17 protein-coding genes are annotated in these 22,643 nt (G+C 64.1%); 12 read left to right on the top strand and 5 right to left on the bottom strand.

Translation table 11 applies throughout. The annotated features are described in order from the left end of the window. Nucleotides 1–424 precede the first annotated feature (424 nt). A complete protein-coding gene (gene leuS, locus RWT78_RS09150) occupies nucleotides 425–3,271 on the bottom strand; it encodes a leucine--tRNA ligase (protein ID WP_314675441.1) in 2,847 nt (948 codons plus the stop codon). Nucleotides 3,272–3,372: 101 nt separating this feature from the next. On the opposite strand from leuS, the gene RWT78_RS09145 reads away from it, so the two are divergent. Both RWT78_RS09145 and RWT78_RS09140 read left to right on the top strand, forming a co-directional pair. After that, on the top strand, nucleotides 3,373–3,864 hold the full coding sequence (locus RWT78_RS09145; RefSeq protein ID WP_314675440.1) for an SdpI family protein: 492 nt from the start codon (nucleotides 3,373–3,375) through the stop codon (nucleotides 3,862–3,864). A 5-nt stretch (nucleotides 3,865–3,869) separates the two neighbouring features. After that, the gene (locus RWT78_RS09140) at nucleotides 3,870–4,829 is read left to right on the top strand and encodes a DUF1648 domain-containing protein (RefSeq protein ID WP_314675439.1); all 960 of its coding nucleotides are present in this window, start codon (nucleotides 3,870–3,872) and stop codon (nucleotides 4,827–4,829) included. On the opposite strand, the gene RWT78_RS09135 is transcribed toward RWT78_RS09140, so the two are convergent. Further along, on the bottom strand, nucleotides 4,798–5,493 hold the full coding sequence (locus RWT78_RS09135) for a FadR/GntR family transcriptional regulator (protein ID WP_314675438.1): 696 nt from the start codon (nucleotides 5,491–5,493) through the stop codon (nucleotides 4,798–4,800). The genes RWT78_RS09140 and RWT78_RS09135 overlap by 32 nt on opposite strands. 162 nt (nucleotides 5,494–5,655) lie before the next feature. Here RWT78_RS09135 and RWT78_RS09130 point away from each other — a divergent pair, with 162 nt between their 5' ends. The 3 genes from RWT78_RS09130 (at nucleotide 5,656) to RWT78_RS09120 (ending at nucleotide 8,048) form a co-directional block, all read left to right on the top strand. Then, nucleotides 5,656–6,825 (top strand): MFS transporter, encoded by a 1,170-nt coding sequence (locus RWT78_RS09130; RefSeq protein WP_314675437.1) that lies wholly within the window; start codon nucleotides 5,656–5,658, stop codon nucleotides 6,823–6,825. A gap of 4 nt (nucleotides 6,826–6,829) precedes the next feature. Beyond that, the gene (locus RWT78_RS09125) at nucleotides 6,830–7,810 is read left to right on the top strand and encodes a bile acid:sodium symporter family protein (RefSeq protein ID WP_003942582.1); all 981 of its coding nucleotides are present in this window, start codon (nucleotides 6,830–6,832) and stop codon (nucleotides 7,808–7,810) included. 73 nt (nucleotides 7,811–7,883) lie between these two features. Then, nucleotides 7,884–8,048, top strand: a complete 165-nt coding sequence (locus tag RWT78_RS09120; RefSeq protein ID WP_181991988.1) for a hypothetical protein — start codon at nucleotides 7,884–7,886, stop codon at nucleotides 8,046–8,048. A 28-nt stretch (nucleotides 8,049–8,076) separates the two neighbouring features. Here the strand turns inward: RWT78_RS09120 and RWT78_RS09115 are convergent, their stop codons facing one another. Both RWT78_RS09115 and RWT78_RS09110 read right to left on the bottom strand, forming a co-directional pair. Further along, a complete protein-coding gene (locus RWT78_RS09115) occupies nucleotides 8,077–8,682 on the bottom strand; it encodes a YqgE/AlgH family protein (RefSeq protein ID WP_003942572.1) in 606 nt (201 codons plus the stop codon). A gap of 53 nt (nucleotides 8,683–8,735) precedes the next feature. Continuing rightward, nucleotides 8,736–9,431: a TetR/AcrR family transcriptional regulator gene (locus RWT78_RS09110; protein WP_003942494.1), complete on the bottom strand. Its 696-nt coding sequence runs from the start codon at nucleotides 9,429–9,431 to the stop codon at nucleotides 8,736–8,738. 134 nt (nucleotides 9,432–9,565) lie between these two features. Between RWT78_RS09110 and RWT78_RS09105 the strand changes: the two genes are divergently transcribed. Genes RWT78_RS09105 through RWT78_RS09090 form a run of 4 tightly spaced genes read left to right on the top strand, consistent with a single transcriptional unit; the run spans nucleotide 9,566 to nucleotide 14,137 of the window. Further along, entirely contained in the window at nucleotides 9,566–10,507 is a 942-nt protein-coding gene (locus RWT78_RS09105; protein WP_314675435.1) for an NAD-dependent epimerase/dehydratase family protein, read from the top strand. 54 nt (nucleotides 10,508–10,561) lie between these two features. Next, nucleotides 10,562–11,185, top strand: a complete 624-nt coding sequence (locus RWT78_RS09100) for a TetR/AcrR family transcriptional regulator (protein ID WP_314675434.1) — start codon at nucleotides 10,562–10,564, stop codon at nucleotides 11,183–11,185. Further along, nucleotides 11,169–12,806: an acyl-CoA dehydrogenase family protein gene (locus tag RWT78_RS09095; protein WP_314675433.1), complete on the top strand. Its 1,638-nt coding sequence runs from the start codon at nucleotides 11,169–11,171 to the stop codon at nucleotides 12,804–12,806. The genes RWT78_RS09100 and RWT78_RS09095 overlap by 17 nt, the downstream gene beginning before the upstream one ends. 23 nt (nucleotides 12,807–12,829) lie before the next feature. Then, nucleotides 12,830–14,137 carry an MFS transporter gene (locus tag RWT78_RS09090; protein ID WP_003942464.1) on the top strand — a complete coding sequence of 436 codons (1,308 nt, stop codon included), beginning with the start codon at nucleotides 12,830–12,832 and terminating at the stop codon, nucleotides 14,135–14,137. On the opposite strand, the gene RWT78_RS09085 is transcribed toward RWT78_RS09090, so the two are convergent. Continuing rightward, nucleotides 14,121–15,572: a CCA tRNA nucleotidyltransferase gene (locus RWT78_RS09085; protein WP_003942535.1), complete on the bottom strand. Its 1,452-nt coding sequence runs from the start codon at nucleotides 15,570–15,572 to the stop codon at nucleotides 14,121–14,123. The two genes, RWT78_RS09090 and RWT78_RS09085, sit on opposite strands and share 17 nt — an antisense overlap. A 111-nt stretch (nucleotides 15,573–15,683) precedes the next feature. On the opposite strand from RWT78_RS09085, the gene RWT78_RS09080 reads away from it, so the two are divergent. The 3 genes from RWT78_RS09080 to RWT78_RS09070 are packed head-to-tail and all read left to right on the top strand — an operon-like array spanning nucleotide 15,684 to nucleotide 22,626. After that, a complete protein-coding gene (locus tag RWT78_RS09080; protein WP_314675432.1) occupies nucleotides 15,684–16,256 on the top strand; it encodes an NUDIX hydrolase in 573 nt (190 codons plus the stop codon). Continuing rightward, entirely contained in the window at nucleotides 16,253–18,607 is a 2,355-nt protein-coding gene (locus RWT78_RS09075) for a DUF6049 family protein (RefSeq protein WP_208690014.1), read from the top strand. The genes RWT78_RS09080 and RWT78_RS09075 overlap by 4 nt, the downstream gene beginning before the upstream one ends. Beyond that, nucleotides 18,604–22,626 (top strand): lipid II flippase MurJ, encoded by a 4,023-nt coding sequence (locus tag RWT78_RS09070; protein ID WP_314675431.1) that lies wholly within the window; start codon nucleotides 18,604–18,606, stop codon nucleotides 22,624–22,626. Before RWT78_RS09075 ends, RWT78_RS09070 begins: the two co-directional genes overlap by 4 nt. Nucleotides 22,627–22,643 lie beyond the last annotated feature (17 nt).

Here is a 22,643-nt window from a genome sequence, read left to right as displayed (position 1 = left end):
CTGGAAGATCCTTTCGGGACACCTACAAATTCGATTGACCCCCTGTCGAATACCGCCGACGGGGGCCTTGCGGGGAAGTGCAGTGGAACGACAGCTACCGCTCTCGGCAACGTGTTACGTGCATCACAGCCCTCACATCGAACACGCGCTACCAAATGTTCCGTGGAGCGGGACATTCAGGACAACGACTGATTGGCATCACAAACTCGAACCTGGCCTTGGATTATGAGCAACGGCAACGATTTTCGGTTCGGACTTGAACGTGGAGCCATTCCCATCTTCGAAATACCGACCCCCCCGTACTTGACTAGCCGGAATTTGTGGTTCCCCCCTGGTTGTCATCGTCGGGAATCATCCCCCAGAAACGACTGTGCGCCGTTTCGGTAGCGGTAACTACCAAAACGGCGCACAGGGGCCGAAGGCCCTACAGAACTATGTTGACCATCTTGCCCGGCACAACGATCACCTTGCGGGGTGCGTTGCCCTCGAGCAGAGCGACGATCTTCTCGTCGGCCAGCGCAATCTCTTCGACAGCCTTGCGATCGGCATCCGCCGGGACGCTGATGCGGCTACGAACCTTGCCGTTGACCTGGATCGGGTACTCGACGGTATCCTCGACGAGCCACTTCTCCTCGACTGCCGGGAAGGGTCCGTGCGCAAGGGATTCCGTGTGACCCAGACGCGACCACAGCTCTTCCGCGAGGTGCGGCGCCAGGGGAGCGAGCATCAGCACCAGCGGCTCGACAGCAGCACGCGGCGCACCGCCCGGGAACGCCTTGGTGAGGTGGTTGTTGTACTCGATCAGCTTCGCGGCGGCCGTGTTGTCGCGCAGCGCCGTGTAATCCTCGATGACACCGGAAATCGCCTTGTTGAGCGCACGCAAAGTCTCTTCACCAGGAGCTTCGTCGGTGACACGGGGCTTGCCGGTCTCCTCGTCGATGACGACGCGCCACACTCGCTGCAGGAATCGCGCAGCACCGACGACGTCCTTGGTAGCCCACGGACGCGAGGTGTCCAGCGGACCCATCGACATCTCGTACACACGCAGAGTGTCTGCACCGAACTCGGCGCAGATCTCGTCCGGCGCAACGGCATTCTTCAGGCTCTTGCCCATCTTGCCGTACTCGCGGTTGACCTCGGCGCCTTCGTAGAAGAACTTGCCGTCACGCTCGACGACCTCTTCCGCCGGCACGTAGACGCCGCGGGCATCGGTGTACGCGAATGCCTGGATGTAGCCCTGGTTGTACAGGCGGCGGTACGGCTCGCTCGAGGACACGTAGCCCAGGTCGAACAGAACCTTGTGCCAGAAGCGCGAGTACAGCAGGTGCAGCACTGCGTGCTCGACGCCGCCGACGTACAGGTCGACTCCACCGGGATCGTTGGGGCCGTGCAGTTCCGGACGCGGGCCCGTCCAGTACGCCTCGTTCTGCGGGTCGCAGAAGGCGTCCTGGTTGGTGGGGTCGATGTAGCGCAGCTGGTACCACGAGCTACCTGCCCACTGCGGCATGACGTTGGTGTCGCGGTGGTAGGTCTGCAGACCGTCACCGAGATCGAGCTCGACGTTGACCCAGTCGGTCGCCTTGTTCAGCGGGGGAGAGGGCTCGGAGTTGGCGTCGTCCGGATCGAAGGACACGGGTGCGTAGTCCTCGACCTCCGGAAGCACCACGGGCAGAGCCGAATCCGGCAGAGCGTGTGCGTTGCCGTCCGCGTCGTAGACGATCGGGAAGGGCTCGCCCCAGTAACGCTGACGCGCGAAAAGCCAGTCGCGCAGCTTGTACTGGATGGTGCCCTTGCCCTGGCCGCTCTCCTCGAGGCGACTGATGACGGTCGCCTTGGCCTCGGCAACGTCCAGCCCGTCGAGGTAGTCGGAGTTCACCAGCGGGCCGTCACCGGAGTACGCAGCCTCCGAAACATTGCCACCGGCAATAACTTCGAGAATATCCAGACCGAACGCGTTCGCGAACTCCCAGTCACGGTGATCGTGTCCCGGAACTGCCATGATCGCACCGGTGCCGTAACCCGTCAGAACGTAGTCGGCGATGAAGATCGGAACCTTGTGTCCGTTGACCGGATTGACCGCGTAGGAACCGAGGAAGACGCCCGTCTTCTCCTTGTTTTCCTGGCGCTCCAGGTCGGTCTTGGCGGCAATCGACTTACGGTATGCAGCAACAGCTTCCGCCGGAGTCGTGGCACCGCGAGTCCAGCGCGCGTCGACACCTTCGGGCCACTCGTCCGCGACGAGCTTGTCCACCAAGTCGTGCTCAGGAGCCAGCGTCACGTAGGTGGCGCCGAACAGCGTGTCCGGACGGGTAGTGAACACATCGACGCCGTACTCGCCTGCAGCAAAGGTAACTTCGGCACCGTAGGAGCGTCCGATCCAGTTGCGCTGCATGGCCTTGACCTTGTCCGGCCAATCCAGGTACTCGAGGTCGTCGACCAGGCGATCGGAGTACGCGGTGATGCGCATCATCCACTGCTGGAGGTGCTTACGGAAGACTGGGAAGTTTCCGCGGTCACTACGACCGTCGGCGGTGACTTCCTCGTTGGCCAGGACGGTACCCAAACCGGGGCACCAGTTGACCATCGAATCCGACTGGTAGACAAGGCGGTACGAGTCCAGAACCTTGGCCTTCGCGGCCACGTCCAACGAAGCCCACTCGCGTCCGTCTTCCAGAGCGCGCTCACCGGAATCGAACTCGGCTTCCAACTCGGAGATACGGCGCGCCTTGCCGGCTTCCTTGTCGTACCAGGCGCCATGGATCTGCAGGAAGATCCACTGCGTCCAGTGGTAGAAGTCGACATCCGTCGTCGCGAGACTACGACGCTCGTCGTGGCCCAGACCCAGGCGTCGCAGCTGGCGCTTCATGTTGGCGATGTTGGACTCGGTGGTGGTCCGTGGGTGGGTACCCGTCTGCACGGCGTACTGCTCGGCCGGGAGACCGAAGGCGTCGTAGCCGAGGGTGTGCAGGACATTGCGCCCCTGCATGCGATGGAAGCGCGCGAAGACGTCCGTAGCGATGTATCCGAGCGGGTGACCGACGTGCAGGCCCGAACCCGAGGGGTACGGGAACATGTCCTGAACGAAGAGCTTGTCGGCGGGAACACCGTCGGGCGAGGAGAGCGGACCGACCGGATTGGGCGCGTTGAACGTGCCTTCCTCACTCCAGCGGTCCTGCCAGTGCTGCTCGATCTGGCCGGCGAGCTCCGCGGTGTAGCGGTGCTGCGGAGTTGCGTCGGCTGGTGAATCGGGGGACTGCGGAGACTCGGTCACTGTGGTCGCTATCTACTTGGCTGACGGAAATACCGATAACCAGGGTAGAGCCTGTGCGACCCGGGCATACCATCAACTCCACTCGCGCCTATCCTGTATGGGTGATCGTTGTCGCTGTGGTGCTATTCGTGCTCGCTGTCGCCGTCGGTGGAGTTGGTGTCGCCGGACTGATCGGCAAACTCCCGCGCAACCGCTGGGCCGGTGTCCGCACCGAGGATTCCCTGCGGAGCGAGGAGTCGTTCGCCCTCGCCAACAAGGTGGCCGGTCCGACCATGCTCGCGGCCGCCGGAATGTTCGTCATCGGCGGAGTCGCTGCGTTGACCATCGGCGGAGTCTTCGGCATTGCAGTCGCGATCATCGCCGTCGTCGTCGCCGTCCTCACTGCCGGTTTCGGTGGAGGCATCGGCGCCCGCGCTGCCGCCGCACTCCCGCAGCAGAGCGGATGCGGTAACGACTGCAACTGCGGCGGACACTCCGAGCCTGTCGCCGAGCCGGTGGCGGAGACCCCCGAGGCCAAGGCGAACGCTGCCGCTTGCGGTACCGCTTCCTGCGGTGCCTGCGCGCTCAAGGATGCTTGCCAGCCGGCTCATTGATTCACGTGAAACATCGCGTGATCGACCCGGCCGGGGTCGTATTCGGGCTAGTGGTTCCGCTGCTGTGTGCGGTCTTCGGCTTCGTCCTGACAAAAATTTGGGAGCCCCGCCTCCCGGAACAGATCGCGACTCACTGGACCACCACCTCGCCGGACGGATTCTCCACCCCGTCGGCCAACGCCTGGACCATTGCACTTCTGACGCTGCTCTTCGGTGGCGGCCTGAGTGCGATTGCTGCTCTTGCTCCCGCGATGCTGATGATGCGCCGATTCATGTTGGTTGTCGGGCTGAGCGTGGTCGGGCTCATCACGACAGTGAACTTCGCTTTGCTCTACACCCAACTCGATGTCACCGATCCATCCACGACGTCACTCCCGCTGTGGTCTATCGGTGTCGGCTTTGCAGTCGGCGGGGTGCTGGGGTGGATCGGCGCCTCGTTCCTGCGTGACTACCGCGTCCGCACTCTTGCCACGATCGAACCCTCGGCCGGGTTGCCGCGAAGCCGCTGCGCTCTCCCCATCTCCGACGACGTCGGATTCAGCACCAAGGGGTCGGTGATCCTCACTGCGATCACTCTGTCGCCCGGAGTCGTCATGGCGTTGGCGACGCGGTCACTCTGGCCGCTGTTCATCTTCGGAGCACTCGGCCTGCTTGTCGTCAGCCTGGTTCGCTTCCGGGTGATCGTCGACGAACGGGAAATCCGGGTGATCAACATGGGGATGGCTGCGATGACCTACGGCATCGAGGAAGTTGTCGGAGCCGACGTCGCGGAGATCAAACCGTTCGCGGACTTCGGCGGCTGGGGACTCAAGACCAAGGGTCGTCGCAACTACGGCGTCGTCACCCGCACCGGACCAGCGGTGGTCATCACGTTCGCTTGTGGCGACCGACTCACGATCACGACACCCGAAGCCGAAGACATCGCGGGGTCACTCAATCGATTGGCCGACGCCCGGACTCGCTAACCGCCGAGCCTGAACCGATCGCTTCCTGAGTCTTCTCGAGATACCCACACGCCGCAGCCCTGGCTTTGGTGACATCGCGTTCGGCGATGGCTTCGGCAACTCCCTGATGATGCGAAGACGTCAGCGACGGCGGATGCACCCCTTCGGTCACCTCGTAGGTGGCTCGAACTGTTTCGAGGATTCCGGCAAACAGATCTTTCAGCACGGGATTGTGGGCGGCATCGACAACGGCAATGTGAAACGCGAGATCGACGTCGACGAAGTTCTCCGCTGGGACATCACGCTTGGCGGCCAGTTCACGAAGTATCCGAACGTCGTCGTCGCTGCGACGCTCACACGCCAACCGGACCGCTTCCATCTCGAGCGCACGACGCACTTCGAAGACGTATTTCATCTCGTCGACCGACGCGTGTTTGCCGAGCAGTCCGCCGATGTCGGTCCGTGCCCGAACGAAGGTCCCTGATCCGCGACGGATCTCGAGAACTCCCGTCGAGGTCAATGTCTTGATCGCTTCGCGCACGGTGTTCCGGCCGACGCCGAGAACACTCATCAGCTCCGGCTCGGTCGGAACACGATTGCCCACTGTCCAGACGCCGTCGGAGATCTGCGCGCGCATCCAATCGAGGGATTGCTCGTACGCGGACTCTTTGCGAACAACGGTCATCAGCTCATCCTCACAGCATTAGCGGCGATCATTCCACTCACCTACGATACGTAGGACGACCCATGTATTTTCGAACACTGTCATCAGGAGGGGCTTCCCACGTCCGCCACAGCTGTCGCCACCGAAGTACGCACACGCCGCACCAATCGACACTTCTACGGCGTGGGCTACGTCCTCACCGTGATCCTTCTGGGCGCGAACATGCCCACCTCCGTCTACGGGCTGTACCGGACCGAGTTCGGATTCACGCCCACCATCCAGACGCTCATCTACGGCGTCTACGTCGCCGGCCTCGTTCCGGCATTGCTGTTCTTCGGACCGCTGTCCGACGCCCTCGGCCGACGCACCGTGCTTCTGACTGCACTCGCGCTGAGCGTCGTCGGCACACTCGTTCTGGCATTCGCCGACGCGACGGTGTGGTTGTTCGTCGGACGCGTTGCTCAGGGAATCGCGGTGGGCGCGGCCAGTGCGGCGGGCAGCGCCGCGTTGGTGGAGCAGGAACCGAATTTCGATCACCGACGGGCAGCGCTCGTATCGACGGTGACGGGCGCGTTGGGCGGTGCACTCGGACCACTCGTGTCCGGTGCGATCGCCCAGTACCTTCCGCAACCGCTGCGGTTGCCGTATCTGATCTTCCTCGTCGCGTTCATCCCGGCACTGATCGTGTTGCTGCTACTGCCGCGGATCGGGGACATCACACGCCCGAAGCGGTTCTTCCAGATGCCGCATGTTCCCGCCACCATCAGAGAGACGTTCTGGCTCAGCTCGCTCGCCGTCGCGCTGTCGTGGGGCGCAGTCGGACTCTTCCAGTCGGTGGTCCCGTCGTGGATGACCAGCCTGCTGAACATCGACAACCTCCTACTCGGCGGCGGAGCAGCTGCACTGGTCATGATCTGCTCGGTGATCGCGCAGCTCGGCGGGAGTCGTATGGACCCGCGGACGTCCGTCACCGCCGGCCTGGGAATCCTCGCTCTAGGAATGATCGGCCTACTCGTGGTCGACCTCGTCCCCAGCCTTGCGCTGCTGGGCGTCATCACCGTGGTGGTCGGCGCCGGGCACGGTCTGGCGTTTGCCGGCGGCATGAAACGCGTCAACGCCGCCGCCCGAATCCACGCCCGCGAGAGCCACGGCGGAGTCCTGGCGGCATTCTTCACCGTCAGCTACGCGGGACTGGCGATCCCGTCGATCATCGCGGGTATCGCCATCACCCTCCAGGGAATGCAGACGGCCATCATCGAACTGTCGATCGTCGGGACGCTGCTGTGCCTGGCCGTGATGGGCTTCAACCTTCGTGGGGCTCGAGAGCCCGTCGACGCACGCCGTTATCCTTAGCCAGGTGAAGTTTCTCAGTAGGTTCTACATCGACGGGTTCATCCTCGGCATCATCATCGCCGGCGTGCTCGGAAGTGTGTTCCCGGTATCGGGTACCGCGGAGAGCATTCTGAACTGGGCCACCAAGATCGCCATCGGCTTCCTGTTCCTGCTCTACGGAGCACGGCTCTCGCCGCAGGAAGCCTGGAAGGGCGTCAAGCACTGGCGACTGCACACCGTCGTCCTTGCCGCGACGTTTGTGCTCTTCCCGCTGATCGGCCTAGCACTGCGATTCCTGTCGCCGACCCTGATCAGCGACGAGCTCTACACCGGCATCCTCTACATGTGCCTCGTTCCGTCGACGGTTCAGTCGTCGATCGCGTTCACTTCGATCGCAAAGGGAAACGTCGCCGGCGCGATTGTCAGTGCGTCGTTCTCCAACCTGATCGGCGTCTTCGTCACCCCGTTGCTGGTGGTTCTGCTGATGAATACAACGGGCCAGGCGACGGTCGACTTCTCGTCGATCCTCGACATCGTCGTGCAGCTGCTGATCCCGTTCATCGTGGGCCAGCTGATCCGCCCGCTGGTGATCGGATGGCTGCAGAAGTATGCCGAGCCCACCAAGTACGTCGATCGCGGATCGATCCTCCTCGTTGTCTTCGCCGCCTTCAGCGAGAGCATGAAAGAGGGGATCTGGAGCACCATCACGATCTGGCAGATCGTGATCCTCACAATCGTGTGCTGCCTGATCCTCGCGCTGGTTCTCGGCGTGACCACTCTCGCGGGGCGCAAGCTCGGGTTCGACCTTCCCGATCAGATCGTCATCATCTTCTGCGGGTCGAAGAAGTCCTTGGCGACAGGCCTACCGATGGCGGCTGTACTGTTCGCGGGCCAGCCCGTCGGCCTGATCGTGTTGCCGCTGATGATCTTCCATCAGATCCAACTGATCGTCTGTGCTGCGATGGCGCAACGCTTCGCGAATCGGGATCCGGTGAGCGTCAGCTAGCGAGCAACTCGCCTCGGGTCGCGTCGACGCAGCCACAACCGCCCTGCAGTTCAGCACAATCGATGGACAACGCATGGCGACTCGATGCCAGGTCGACGCAGTTCACGCCGGTGCATTCGAGCGATCCGTCGGCATGTCGCAGCAAGGAATCGTGGCAGTGATCGACATCCGAAACACAATCCGCGCACTGGATCTGACGCTCAGCGATCATTACTGCCACCTCTCTCGAAAACGATGACACAGGAATATCATCGACCTCCGACAAGTCAGTTTCGTTCCACCTCGATGGGGTGGCTGGCCAGCATCGCCACGGGTAGCGGCTGGCGTCGTAGCACCCGTGCCCAGACATCGACTCTGGGCGGCGTCAGCACATCCGACGGCAGCGAGCTGATCACCATCCAGTCTTCACGCTCGAGCTCCGAATCCAGCTGGCCCAGAGTCCAACCCGAGTACCCGGCAAAAATGCGGATCCCTTCGACCAGAGGAGCAATGACCTCCGGGTCCGAGTCCAAATCCACCATGACTACCTTGCCGTCCACCCGCCGCAGGCCGGCGACGCCGTCGATCCGCGCACCGTTGCGAGCGATGCCCAGGCAAAGCGCCGAGTCACGCTTGACTGGTCCACCGATGTACAGGGCCGAAGGATGCGCGGTCAGCGGTGACCACTGCGGCAACACGTTCTGCACGGCCGTCTCACTCGGCCGATTGACGACGACGCCCAGGCTCCCGGCGTCGTTGTGCTCGATCATGTAGATGACGGTGCGGCGAAATGCGGGTTCCGTGAGATCGGTCGACGACACCAACAAACTGCCCGGACGAACCTCCGGTTCTATCCAGGCCATTCGATCCTCGGGTTCTTCTGCGTGCGCCACAAGGACATCATCTCACCGACAACTGCGCGCGGAGGAACGAGACACAAGCGTGTTCAGGTCAGACCCGCCACATCGGCAAGTAGTGCCAAATGCCGCTCGAAAATCTCGCTCGCGTCGGTGAACGTATCGCTTCCGTACTGCCCGAACACCTCGAAGTTCACCGAACCGAACAGCGATACCCAGACGAGAGTTGCGCGCACCGCGGCATCCGGCGGCAGGTCGGTACCCAGTTCATTCCGCACTCCCTCGAGGTCCGCTGCCAACGTGTCACTCAGGCCCGGACCCTCTCGCACCGTCAGTGAACCCGCGCGATGGGCGGCGTCGATGATCCCGATCAGCCGGGTTACGACGAGGGTGCCGGGGCCGGTGGTCTGCTCGCCCGGAGCGTCGTAGCCGGGGACGGGGCTGCCGAACAACAGACCGTAGCGGGCCGGCTCCCGGATCGCCCAGCTGCGAACGGCGCGCCCGAGAGCAATGAACTGTCCGCGAAAATCCTCTGCTGCAACGGCATTCACGGCGGCGTCCACTTCCGCGCCCAGTTCCGTGTACCCGTCGACCACCAGCAAGGTCAGCAGTTCGTCCCGACTGGCGACATAGCGGTATACCGCTGAGGACACGACTCCCAGGTCACGCGCGACGGCGCGCAGGGACAAAGCGGCAGCGCCGACGGCAGCGAGATGCTCGCGTCCGATACGGGTGATGTCCTGCAGCGTCTGTTCGCGCGCCCGCTCACGGGGAGTTCCAACCATGAGTCCATCTTGCCCCATTCCCGAGAGCAGTATCAACAAAAGAGAGCACTGCTCTTGACAGCGCTCGGGTGCAGGTGCATTCTTGAAAACGAGAGCAGTGCTCTCAGTTCACCCGAAACGAGAAGGAGCACACCATGTCGAACCTCGAAATCGTCACCGGAGCAGGACCCGTCGGATCCGCCGTCGCGCTACAGCTCGCCGAGCAGGGAATCAACGTCCGGCTCCTGACCAGGTCCGGCAGCGGGCCCGAGCACCCGCTGATCGACCGCCGACGCGTCGACGTCTCGGATGCCGAGGCCCTGCGCTCGGTCAGCGAGGGCGCCACGGCCATCTACCACTGCATCCACGCCGCCTACAACGCAGCCGATTGGGAGCGGGAACTCCCGGCGGCCGAGAAGGTTGTGCTCGACGCGGCCGCATCCATCGGAGCCGTCGTGGTCTTCCCCGAAAGCCTCTACGCCTACAACTCCGACACCCTGATGACCGAATCCGATCCACGCAACGCCACCGGCGGCAAGCGCGGAGTGCACACCGCGCTGCTGCGTGCCCGCGAGGCCTCCGCAACACCCACCGTCAGCGTCGTGGCCTCGGACTTCTTCGGCCCCCGCGTCCGCACCGCCCACGCCGGTGAGCGCATGGTTCCGAAGGTCATGGCAGGTAAGAAGATTCGTGTCATCGGTTCCGCAGATCAGCCGCACTCCTTCACCTACATCCCCGATCTCGCAGCAGCGATGATCGCGGCGGCACACAACCCCGAGCTTTGGAACTCCGTCCTCCACGCACCCACCGGCCCCGCGCTCACTCAGCGCAAGATCGCCGAGGCCTTCGCCCGCGCCGCCGGGGCATCCCCCGCCAAGGTGGGTGTACTCCCCGCCTGGGTGCTCGACGCCGTCGGCAAGATCAACACCGACAGCCGCGAACTCGCGGAGATGAACTACCAGTTCACCAAGCCGTTTGTCATGGACTCGAGCGCCAGCGAAGTGCTGCTCGGACTCTCGCCGACGCCGCTCGATCAGGCCGCCGAAGCGACCGTCGCGTGGTGGCGCGAGGAACAGGCTCGCGCCGCTGCTGCCTGAACCTGCAGGTGGGGGCTCTTGACGCAAGAACGGAACGGGTGTTCACTTCTTCACATGGCCTATCGCCGCACTCCGGCAGTACAGGAAAGATTGGACGCCCAACGCGCCCGACTGCTCGAGGCCGCCACGACGGCAGTGGCAACTCACGGCTATGCGGGATGTTCCATCGCCGCGGTGGCCAAGAACGCCGGCGTTGGCACCGGGACGCTGTATCGACACTTCGACGGCAAGGGCGAATTGTTCGCCGAAGTGTTCCAATCAGTCTGCAGCCGTGAGGTATCCGCGGCCCGGGAGGCCGGAGACAATGCCCGAAGTCTGGAAGGCAACCACCGCTCCGCGGTATCGGCGTCGGTTCGGACCTTCGCCGAACGTGCCATGCGCGCACCGGTTCTCGCCTATGCCCTGCTGGTGGAACCGGTGGACCCACTCGTCGACGAACAGCGTCTCATGTTTCGCGAATCGTTCCGCGATTGCCTGGCCACCGCAATTCGTTCGGCAGTCGAATCCGGTGAGATACCGCCACAGGACGCCACTCTGACGGCAGCGTGCATCGTCGGGGCAATCGGCGAGGCCCTGATCCTTCCACTGCGCGGCGGCACCACCGATCCCGCTGCGATCGACGCCATTCTCGCCTTCACCCTTCGATCGTTAGGGAGCTTCGATGACACCCACGCATGAAGTCACCAATCAGGTTCCGCCCCTGATCGATTACGACGCAGCCGAATACGCGCCGATCCTCAAGGCACTACACCGCGAAGGAGCATCGGACGCACTCGAGGGGGTTCATCGCGTCGGGATCCGCGCCGGCAGTGCTCAGGCCCAGGAGTGGGGCGATCTGGCCGAGGAGCACCCACCCGTCCTGAGAACCCACGATCGCTACGGCAACCGTATCGACGAGGTCCGCTACGACCCCGCCTATCACCAACTCATGAGCACCGCAGTGGAATTGGGACTGCACGGCGCTCCGTGGGTTGACCCGAATCCACACGCACACCTCGTCCGCGCCGCGAAGATGGCCGTGTGGGGTCAAACCGACGCCGGTCACGGCTGTCCCATCTCCATGACGTACGCCGTGATCCCCGCGCTGCGGCACAACGCGGATCTGGCCGCGCAGTACGAACCCCTCCTGACCACGCGGCACTACGATTCGGCGCTGAAAGCTCCCCTCACCAAACCCGGATTGATCGCCGGTATGTCGATGACAGAAAAACAGGGCGGTTCGGATGTTCGTGCCGGAACCACAAGGGCAGTGCCACAATCCGACGGCAGCTACCTGCTGACGGGCCACAAGTGGTTCACCTCCGCGCCGATGTCGGACGTGTTCCTCGTCCTCGCCCAGGCACCGGGTGGTCTGTCGTGCTTCTTCCTGCCTCGGGTCCTGCCGGACGGCTCGCTCAACAACATGTACCTGCAGCGTCTGAAGGACAAGTTGGGCAATCATTCCAACGCGAGTAGTGAGGTCGAGTACCGCGACGCTCTCGCGTGGATGGTCGGCGAAGAAGGCCGGGGCGTGCGCACCATCATCGAGATGGTCAACATGACCCGGTTGGACTGCACGATCGGCACGGCCACCGGCATGCGCGTCGGCACCATGCAGGCAGTTCACCACGCGACGCATCGAAGTGCTTTCGGCGCCAACCTGATCGACCAACCCTTGATGCGAAACGTTCTGGCAGATCTGGCGGTGGAATCGGAAGCGTCGACCACCGTCGCGATGTGGCTGGCCGCTCTGACCGACCACGCAACCGCAGGCGATGCCCACGCCAGCGCACTACGACGCATTTCGTTGGCCGTGAGTAAGTACTTCGTCTGCAAGCGCGGACCGATCCACGCTGCCGAGGCACTCGAGTGTCTGGGCGGAAACGGATACGTGGAGGAATCCCGGATGCCGCGCCTCTATCGCGAGGCTCCGCTGCTTTCGGTGTGGGAGGGTTCCGGCAACGTCGCGGCGCTCGACACACTGCGGGCGATGGCCAAGCAACCCGAAACACTGCAGGTGTTCTTCGACGAGCTGAAACGAGCCAGTGGAGTGGACGGCCACTTCGATCAGGCCGTGCGGGATCTCCAGGCGGCTTTCGGCGATTTCGACGACATCGAATACCGGGCACGAAAGATCGTCGGCGACATGGCGCTCGCGCTGCAGGCCTCGCTGTTGCTCCGCTACGGGCACCCCGCGGTGGCCGACGCGTTCTGCGCGAGTCGGCTCGGAAACAGCTGGGGGATTGTGTTCGGAACGCTGCCGAGGGGCGTCGACGTCGCGCCGATCCTCGAGCGGGCCACCGTCAAGATCGGCGCCTGACCCACCCACTACAGTTTCCGCTTATGAACCGAGCCTCGAACCGCCGCGAGGCCTGGCAGCGCGTACTGCACACCCTGCGTGAATCACCCGGCCTCGGAAGGCTGGCGCTCGTCCGCTTTTCCAGCCAGTTCGGCGACGGAATGTTCCAGGCCGCGCTCGGCGGCGCAATCCTCTTCAACCCGGAACGCGAAACCGATCCGGTGGCGATAGCGGCCGGCTTTGCCGTACTGCTCCTTCCTTATTCGGTGATCGGCCCCTTTGCCGGCGCTCTGCTGGATCGTTGGGACCGCCGCCTGGTGCTCCTGTGGGCGAGCGTGCTCCGCGGGCTCTTCATCCTGACCACTGCGGTGCTGTTGGTCGCCGGCGGCGGTGACACTCTGTTGTTGACCTGTGCGCTTGCTGCAATCGGAGTCAGTCGCTTCGTCGGGGCAGGCGTATCCGCAGCCCTGCCGAAGGTCGTCCGGCAATCGTGGCTGGTGGCAACCAATTCCGTTCTTACAACCGCTGGTTCGGTGATAGCGGCCCTGGGTGCTTCGGCGGCGGTGGCGATCATCGGTGTGATCGGCGCGGGCGATCGAGCGTCAGGCGCCGCCGTGGCCATCGCAGCACTGGGATCGGTGATCGCAGCCCTCGCCGCGGCCAGGTTCACCGCCCGCTCACTTGGTCCCGTGGCCGACGAAGTGATTCGTGCCAGCGCCGTCCGTTCGGTAACGGCCGGACTGCGCACCGGGGCAACCGCTGTCTGGGAGGCGCCTGGCGTCACCACGGCAATGCTCGGGATCGGAGCGCACCGCATCTGCTTCGGCGTCAACACCCTCATCATGGTGCTGGTCCTACGCGACACCTCGAACGGCTCCCAATTACCTGGAGGGATGGCCGGATTCGGCGTCGCCGTCGGCGCAACGGCCATCGGAATGCTGATCGCGGCATTGATCACACCGTTCCTCATCCCGCGGATCGGTCGCTCACGGACGATCACCTACGCCCTGGTGTGCGCGGTTCTCGTCCAGCTCGTCTTCGTGACCACCCTGACGCAGGGATCGCTGCTGATCGCCGCCTTCCTGCTCGGCATCGCCGGCCAGTCCGTGAAACTCAGCGGCGACGCGGCCATGCAGATCGACATCGACGACGACCGTCGTGGCCAGGTATTCGCCTTGCAGGACACCGTGTTCAACGTCGCGTTCATCGGTGCGATCGCGGCAGCGTCGACGGTGATCGCACCCGACGGCAAGAGCGTCGGCCTGGCCCTTGCCGGCGCGGGTGTCTATGCCGCCGGATTGTCAGCGGTGCTGATCAACCGCAAGAAACGAGAAACTAGCCCTGCTGGGTAGCCCACCACTTCAGCAGTTCGGCTTCGGCCTCGTCACGCTCGAGCGGGCCGCGATCCAGACGTAGTTCCTTGAGGAACGTCCATGCCTTGCCCACCTGCGGGCCGGCCGGGATGTTCAGCAGCTCCATGATGGCGTTGCCGTCGAGGTCCGGACGCACCCGAGCGAGGTCTTCCTGCTCCGCGATACGCGCGATCCGCTCTTCGATGTCGTCGTACGTGGCCTGCAGCTGCGCGGCGCGACGCTTGTTGCGTGTGGTGCAGTCGGCCCGCACGAGCTTGTGCAAGCGGGGGAGCAGCTCGCCCGCGTCGGTGACGTACCGCCGCACCGCCGAGTCGGTCCACTGTCCCTTGCCGTAGCCGTGAAAACGCAAGTGCAGGAACACGAGCTGCGAAACGTCGTCGACCATCTGCTTCGAGAACTTCAGTGCCCGCATGCGCTTGCGCACCAGCTTGGCGCCGACCACCTCGTGGTGGTGGAAGCTGACCCCACCGCCAGGCTCGTTACGCTTGGTATCCGGCTTTCCGATGTCGTGAAGCAGTGCTGCCCAACGCAATACGAGGTCCGGATCGCCTTCTTCGAGATCGATCGCCTGCTGGAGCACCGTGAGGGAGTGCTGGTAGACGTCCTTGTGCTGGTGATGCTCGTCGATCTCGAGCTTCATTTGCGGAACCTCGGGCAGCACGTATGCGGCCAGTCCGGAGTCGACCATCATGTTGATGCCGTCCACCGGGTACATGCCGAGCATCAGTTTGTTCAGCTCGACCTGCACACGCTCAGCGGTGATCCGCTCGATCTGCGACGCCATCTCCTTGATGGCCTCGAAAACGCGATTGTTCAACGTGAAACCAAGCTGCGAGACGAACCGGGCTGCGCGCAGCATCCGCAGCGGATCGTCGTTGAACGAGTTTTCCGGCGCCGACGGCGTATCTAGCTCTCCGGCCAACAGCGCGTCCATGCCGTTCAGCGGATCGACAAACGTGTAGGAACCGTCCGCGCCGATCTTCATCGCCATCGCGTTGACGGTGAAATCGCGGCGCACCAGATCGTCGGCCAACGTCGTGCCGTACTCGACTATCGGATTACGAGAGACGCGATCGTAAGCGTCGGCCCGGAAGGTCGTGATCTCGATCTCCTGGCCGTGCTTGATGGCGCTGATGGTCCCGAACTCGATGCCGGTGTCCCACTGCTTGTCCACCCAGCCCTTGAGCAGAGCCTGAACCTTCTCCGGCCTGGCGTCCGTCGTGAAGTCCAGATCGCCACTGAAGCGGCCGAGGATCGCGTCGCGAACACTGCCACCCACCAGGAACAGCTCGTGACCGGCCGCAGCAAAACGCTCACCGAGCGGGTTCAACACGTCGGACAACGTGCCGAGCGTTGCAGTGGCGTCGGCAAGCAGTCGTAGGCGGCGATCAGCGTCGGAGGTAGGGACAGTCACGTGAAAGGAGCTTACTTAAGGTGCGCAAATAGCAGAACGCGCATACGAACGCGATAGACCGCTTTGCGCGGGTTACCGGGCAACGCTGCAACGCCAACTAGTATCGATGAGGTGTCTGGTGCCGAACGAACAAACAGGAGTCGCCGCAACCCGCGGCGTCGACCTGCCGTCGGCAACCCCGATAAACCTTTGATGCGAACCGTCCGTGAAACTTCTGCGGGCGGCTTGGTCGTCGACGGCTGGGGAGGACCCCCGGAACGCCTCTGCGCTGCACTGATCGGCCGAACCGACCGCCGCGGACGCCTGCTCTGGTCGCTACCGAAGGGCCATATCGAACAAGGTGAGACCGCTGAGCAGACCGCGATGCGTGAGGTCGAAGAAGAAACCGGTATCCAGGGAACCGTCCTGGCACCGCTGGGCAGCATCGACTACTGGTTCGTGACCGAAGGTCGACGCGTCCACAAGACCGTGCACCACTATCTCCTCCGCTTTCTCGGCGGTGAACTCTCCGACGAGGACATCGAGGTCACCGAAGTCGCCTGGGTACCGCTGACGGAACTGCACAAGCGACTCGCATACGCCGACGAGCGCAAGCTGGCCGAACTTGCATCGCAGATGATCGCCGAAATGCCGCGACCTGAGATTCTGCGAACACAGCAACCGAAGGAACCGGACGCCGGATGAGAATGGCTCTGCGGCGGGCCGGTGTGGCCGCTCTGGTGATGGCCGCTGTCGGTTTCGGGCCTGCAACGACGGCCGTCGCAGGTGCAGCGCCGTCCAGCCAGCCCAGTGAGCGCGCCCCGGCGCGAAACACCAACGATGCCAAATTTCTGCAGCTGACCATCGACTCCACCGCACCGACCACGGTGACGACCACCAGCGACCGCAACGTCGTGGTCAAGGGCACGGTGAAGAACGTCGGTGACCGTCCCGTCGAGGACGTCGGGGTGAGGTTGCAACGTGCTCCCGCGATCGACTCCAGTTCGGACGTGCGCGCCGCACTCGACTTCGACCAGGCCGTTTTCGACACGGTCGGCGAATTCGACACCGTCGCCACCACCCTCGACACCGGCCAGTCCAAGCAGTTCACGCTCACCTTGCCGCTGCGGAGCACTACCGGGTTGTCTCTCGACATCACCGAACCGGGCGTCTACCCGATGCTCGTCAACGTGAACGGCACCCCGGAGTACGGCGGTGCCGCCCGACTCGACGACGCACGCTTCCTGCTCCCCGTCCTCGGTGTGCCGGCCGCAGCCGAATCGAACGCCACAGCCGGAACCCCCAGTTCGTCCGCCACGGCCGTCGTTCCCCCCGACACGTCCGCCCCGATCGGCGTCACGCTCATGTGGCCGCTGGCCGATGCGCCACGCCTCGTCGGCGGAATCCCCGGCGCGGTCAACGAGCCCGTACGCCTGATCGACGACGAACTTGCCACCGAACTTTCCGACGGCGGCCGTCTGGACGCGTTGGTCGATGCGGTGGAGAACGCCACCAAGCCCGAGAGCGATTCCGATCGCCGCGTCACGGATGCGCTCTGCCTGGCAATCGACCCCGACCTTCTGATCACCGTCGAGAACATGACTCGCGGATACCTCGTGGCCGACAACTCGTCCGACCCCACCGGGCCGTCGCACGAAGGCCGCGGCAGCGACGCCGCCAACCAGTGGCTCGGCCGGGTGAAGACCCTCGCGTCCTCGATGTGCACGACGGCGGTTCCGTTCGCCCAGGCCGATCTCGCCGCGGTCACCTCGGTGGCCAATCCGGAGTTGACGGCTACCGCGCTCACACGGCCGGCGGACATCGTCGACAACATCCTCGGCGTGACCTCACTGCGAGATTTCGTCTGGCCGGATTCGGGTGTCCTCGACTCGGCCACCGCAGAGGTGCTGAGCGTGAATCCCACCACAGCGATGGTGGCTGACACTTCCGTCGACTCGGCAGCTCCGCAGCTGTCGTCGCGGATAACCGGCTCACTCGACGCGCTTGCCTTCGACACCTCGGCGGCAGCGGCGCTGGCCGCCACCGGCTCGGAGCCGCAGGTCCCGTCGTACATCCCCGACGACACCGCGCCGACCATCGACATCGAATCGCGCAGCGCCCGACGTCAGGACGCGCTGGGGGCGATGGCCTGGGCCGCGCTGACGCCGACGTCGCTGCCGCGCAATCAGATCTTCGCGCCGCCGCAACTGTGGACCGCCGACAGCAACGACGCCACGGCGGTGCTCTCGATGCTCGCGACCCTCATCCGGTCCGGGCTCGCCTCACCTCAGGCCCTGCCGGCACTGCTCGGCAGGCAACCGGGCGCGACGGACGCCGCCACGCTCGACTACCCGGACCGGGCTACCCAGGACGGTCCGCAGACGTCCGTCGTCGAGACCGCAACCACCCAACTTCCGCGTATCGACGGGCTCGAAGCTTCGCTCGTGGACGATCCGGCGGCTTCGCTCACCCCCCGGGGATTCACGGCGCCGCTCCGCGAAGATCTACTCCGTTCGATGACCTTGGCCGATCGCCGCAACGTCGACTCCGCGTCGGTCAATCGGGCGGAGCGGGCCGCGACCATCCGCGCCGACAACGTCACCGAAGCCGTCGACGGGATGTACCGGGCCGTCAGTGTGGTGTCTCCGGGCGGCGTCTACACCCTCGCGTCGGGGCAGAGTCCGCTCCTGCTGGTGGCGCGCAACGAGCTGCCCATCGCCATCAACGTCGACCTGCGTGTGGAAGCCCCACCCGAGATGCAGATCAGTGACATCGGTCCCAAACAGCTTCCGCCGCGAGGTAGCCGACAGTTGACTGTGCCCGCGGAAATGAACGATTCTCGCAAGCTGGAAGTCAACTTCTCGCTGACCACGACAGATGGCCGCCAATTGGGTACGCCGACCAGCGTGACCGTACGGTCGAATGCGTACGGTCGTCCCCTGGCCGCCGTGACGGCGACAGCGGGAGGGTTGCTGCTGTTCCTGGCAGGGCGACGGCTGTGGCATCGATTCAAGGGTCAGCCGGACCCAGCAGATGAAGGGTACGAACGCTCATGACCGGGAATCCACCCGAGGAGGGTCGCCGCTCGGCGATCACCCGCAAGAGTGCCACGACCCGCTCGCATCCTCGGATGCCACCGTGGGAGCGCGGTTACCCGATCCAGCCGGTCAACCCGGACGCACGTTTCGACGACGCACCCACCATGACCATCCCGGTGATCCGCGACTACCCCCGGTACCGCGAAGCCGAGATGGAGTTTGCCGACCGGGCGACGACCACGTCGGACGAGTTCGACACCGACGCCCATGTCCAGGTCGGGGAACGCAAGGAGACGAACTCTCGACTCCTCGCGGCAACGGGTTCCATCGCGATCGCGACGCTGACGAGCCGTATCACGGGATTCGCCAAGCAGTTGATGATCCTGATGGTCCTCGGCCCCGCCATCGCCAGCTCGTTCACAGTCGCCAGCCAGATTCCGAACATGATCGCGGAACTGGTTCTGGGCGCCGTGCTGACCGCCATCGTCGTCCCCGTGCTGGTTCGCGCCGAGCGGGAGGACGCCGATCACGGCGAAGCGTTTGTCCGACGCCTCTTCACGGCGTCGCTCGTTCTACTCGGCATGGCCGCGCTGCTAGCGACCCTCGCAGCACCCGTACTCACCAAATACGTCTTCCTGTCCGAAGACGGCAAAGTCAGCACCGACCTGACCACTGCGCTTTCTTATCTGCTTCTGCCTGCAATCCTGTTCTACGGGCTGTCGGCGCTGTTCACAGCGTTTCTGAACACCAGACAGATCTTCAAGCCCGGAGCCTGGGCTCCCGTACTCAACAATGTCGTCGTCCTCGTGGTGCTCGTGGTCTATCGCCTGACTCCGGGTGAGATCTCGCTTGATCCGGTCTCGATGGGCGATGCAAAGCTGCTCACCCTCGGCATCGGCATCACCATCGGCGTCATCGTGCAGGCAGCCAGCCTGATCCCCGCGCTTCGCCGCGAGAAGATCTCGCTCAAGCCGCTGTGGGGTCTCGACGACCGCCTGCGCCAGTTCGGCGGCATGGCCGTCGCCATCGTCTTGTACGTCCTGATCAGCCAGATGGGCATGATCTTCGCGACCAAGATCTCCTCCCACGCCGACGAAGCCGGCCCTGCCATCTACAGCCAGGCCTGGTTGCTCCTGCAGCTCCCGTACGGCGTGCTCGGAGTGACGGTTCTGACGGCGATCATGCCGCGCCTGAGCCGCAACGCTGCTGCCGACGACACCCCGGCCGTCGTGGACGATCTGTCGGTCGCAACGCGTCTGACCATGATCACGCTGGTTCCGATCATCATGTTCCTGACCTTCATGGGTCCGCAGGTCGGTGAAGCGCTCTACGGTTACGGCCGCTTCGGACCCGAACAGGCCGAACGACTCGGCACCGCCGTGAGCTGGTCGGCATTCACGTTGATTCCGTACGCGCTGGTCCTGATCCAACTTCGAGTGTTCTACGCCCGCGAACAGGCCTGGACGCCGACGTGGATCGTTCTCGGCATCACTGCAGTGAAAATCGCTTTCTCGGCGCTCGCTCCGGTCTTCGCATCCAACAGCGATCAGGTCGTGATCCTGCTCGGTGCGGCCAACGGTCTCGGATACATCACCGGCGCCGTCATCGGCGGGTACCTCCTGCACCGCAGCCTCGGAAACCTGCAGATGGCCAACGTGGGCAAGACAGTCTGGTCCGTCGTACTCGCCTCGCTGGCCGGTTCGCTGACCATGCTCGCGGTCGACCGCGTCCTCGGATTCGATCAACTCACCGAGCGTTTCGGCGGACCCGGCTCGATGGTTCGCGTCGCCGTCGGCGGCATCCTGATGCTCGCGATCACCTTCACGATTCTCTACTTCAAGAAGGTTCCGGAAGTCCTGTCGGTAACGGTTGCGGTCTCCCGCAAGATTCGTTCACTGACAGGTCGCGCCGAACCGGACACACGTAACAACACCGACGACGACGTCACCGAGCTGATTCCTGCAATCAGAACGGAATCAAACGAGCAAGAACGACCGGGTGCGCTCCCGTACCCTGGTCGTGGGCGTACAGGATCGCAACCCGCGCGTATTCGGGGACGGGCTATCGATGGAGAAGGAGCGAGGGTGAGCGACGACAACGTTTCCGGCAACAAGAGTGCCGGGACTTCTGCCGTGAAAGCGTCCGAACAGAAGTCAACGGCATCGTCGGGCACACCTGCATCCACGAGTTCCTCCGCATCTGCCGGCCAGAAGCCACAGCAGGGTCAGAAACCACAGCAGCCCGCACAGCGACCGCAGCAGGGCCAAAGCCCGCAGGGTCAGAAGCCGCAGCCGCCGGTGCAGAAGGCCGCTCCGCCGGTACCTCCGGTCAGTGTGTCCAAGGCACCTTCGGCGCCCGTGTCGAAGACACCTTCAGCACCTGTCTCGAAGACACCCGCGCCGAAGACGCCTGCTCCGGACAAGAAGGCACCCGAATCTCAGAAGACGGCTGCCGCTCAGACACCACCGCCCGCTGCACCTCGCACACCTTCCGCCGGATCCGCATCACGACCGGCCCAGCGACCGATGCCACGTGGACCGAAGCTCATTCCCGGCGCCTCTGTCGCCGGCGGACGCTACCGTCTGCTCGCGCCGCACGGCGGAACCCGCGGACTGCAGTTCTGGGAAGCTCTCGACGTCAAGCTCGACCGTGAAGTAGCCCTGACGTTCGTCGACGCCGATCAGCGCGGTGACGACGACAGCCAGTCCGGACCGCAGGCAGTTCTCTCACGCACTCTGCGCCTGGGACGAATCAACTCGCCCGGTCTGGCTCGCGTCCTCGACGTCGTCCGCGGAAGCTCGGGCGGCATCGTCGTCGCCGAATGGACTCCCGGCCGTTCGCTGCGTGAGATGGCCGAGACGACGCCGTCGCCGATCGGTGCAGCCCGCGCCATCCGCGCCCTCGCGGCGGCTGCCGAAGCTGCTCACCGCACCGGCGGTGCGCTGTCCATCGATCACCCGGACCGCGTTCGCATCAGCATCAACGGTGACGCCGTACTGGCGTTCCCGGCGACGCTTGCCGACGCCGATTCCACCAGCGACGTCCGCGGCCTCGGCGCCATGCTGTACTCGCTCATCACGGCTCGCTGGCCGCTGGCCGAACCGTCCGCCGGTCCCGTCGGTGGTTTGCTTCCCGCCGGCCGCGGCGCCGACGGGAACATCGTCGAGCCTCGGGTCGTCCGTCCGGAGGTTCCGTTCGACATCTCGGCCGTTGCGGTTCGAGCGTTGCAGTCGGAGAGTGGAATCCGCACTGCTGCCACCGTGCAGCACATCCTCGATCAGGCATCCGTCGTGAACGACAAGACGGAAATGATTCCGGCACTTCGTCTCGGCCACCGCGAACAGGGAGCGTCCGGTCATGCACTGAACGACCCCGAAGCCATCGAGGCCGAGAAGAAGAAGTCGACGCGGATGCTCGCGGCACTGACGGCACTCGGCGTCTTCACCGTGATCGTCCTGATTCTCCTTGTGGTGTGGGTAGCGAGCTTCCTCTCGGGTGGTAGTAACGACACCCCGCTCAGCGAGCAGAGTTTCGGATTGACCACCGAAGCCACTGCGCCCGAGAACAATTCACCCGCGCCCGCACCGGCGGCGGCAACCGTGCCGGTAGCTGCCTCGGCCGTAACGGTGTTCTCACCCCAGGGAACGCCGGATCAGCCGGCAACAGCGAAGAACGCCATCGACGGCAATCCGGCCACCGCATGGTCGTCGGATTCGTACTTCCAGCCGTTCCCGTCGCTGAAGAACGGTGTCGGCCTGATGGTGACGCTTGCCGATGCCGCCAACCTGAAGAACGTTGCGATCACGTCTGATTCGCCGGGAACCGTCGTTGAAATCCGTTCTGCCCCTTCTGCGAATACTTCGCTGGATCAGACCAAGGAAATCGGATCGGGTGTCCTGAAGAACGGCGTGACCGACATTCCAGTCACGTCGGACGGCTCGGGTCAGTATGTCCTGGTTTGGATTACGCAGCTCAGCACCGAATCCGGACAAAACCAGACATCCATCTCGGAGATTGCATTCACTGCCGCAAAGTGATCGCCCTTGGCCCTTCT

The sequence above is a fragment of the uncultured Rhodococcus sp. genome (assembly GCF_963525155.1).
GTDB classification, from domain to species: domain Bacteria; phylum Actinomycetota; class Actinomycetes; order Mycobacteriales; family Mycobacteriaceae; genus Rhodococcus_F; species Rhodococcus_F qingshengii.
Note: the sequence above shows the minus strand (reverse complement) of the source record. Positions and strands in the feature narration are given on the sequence as shown.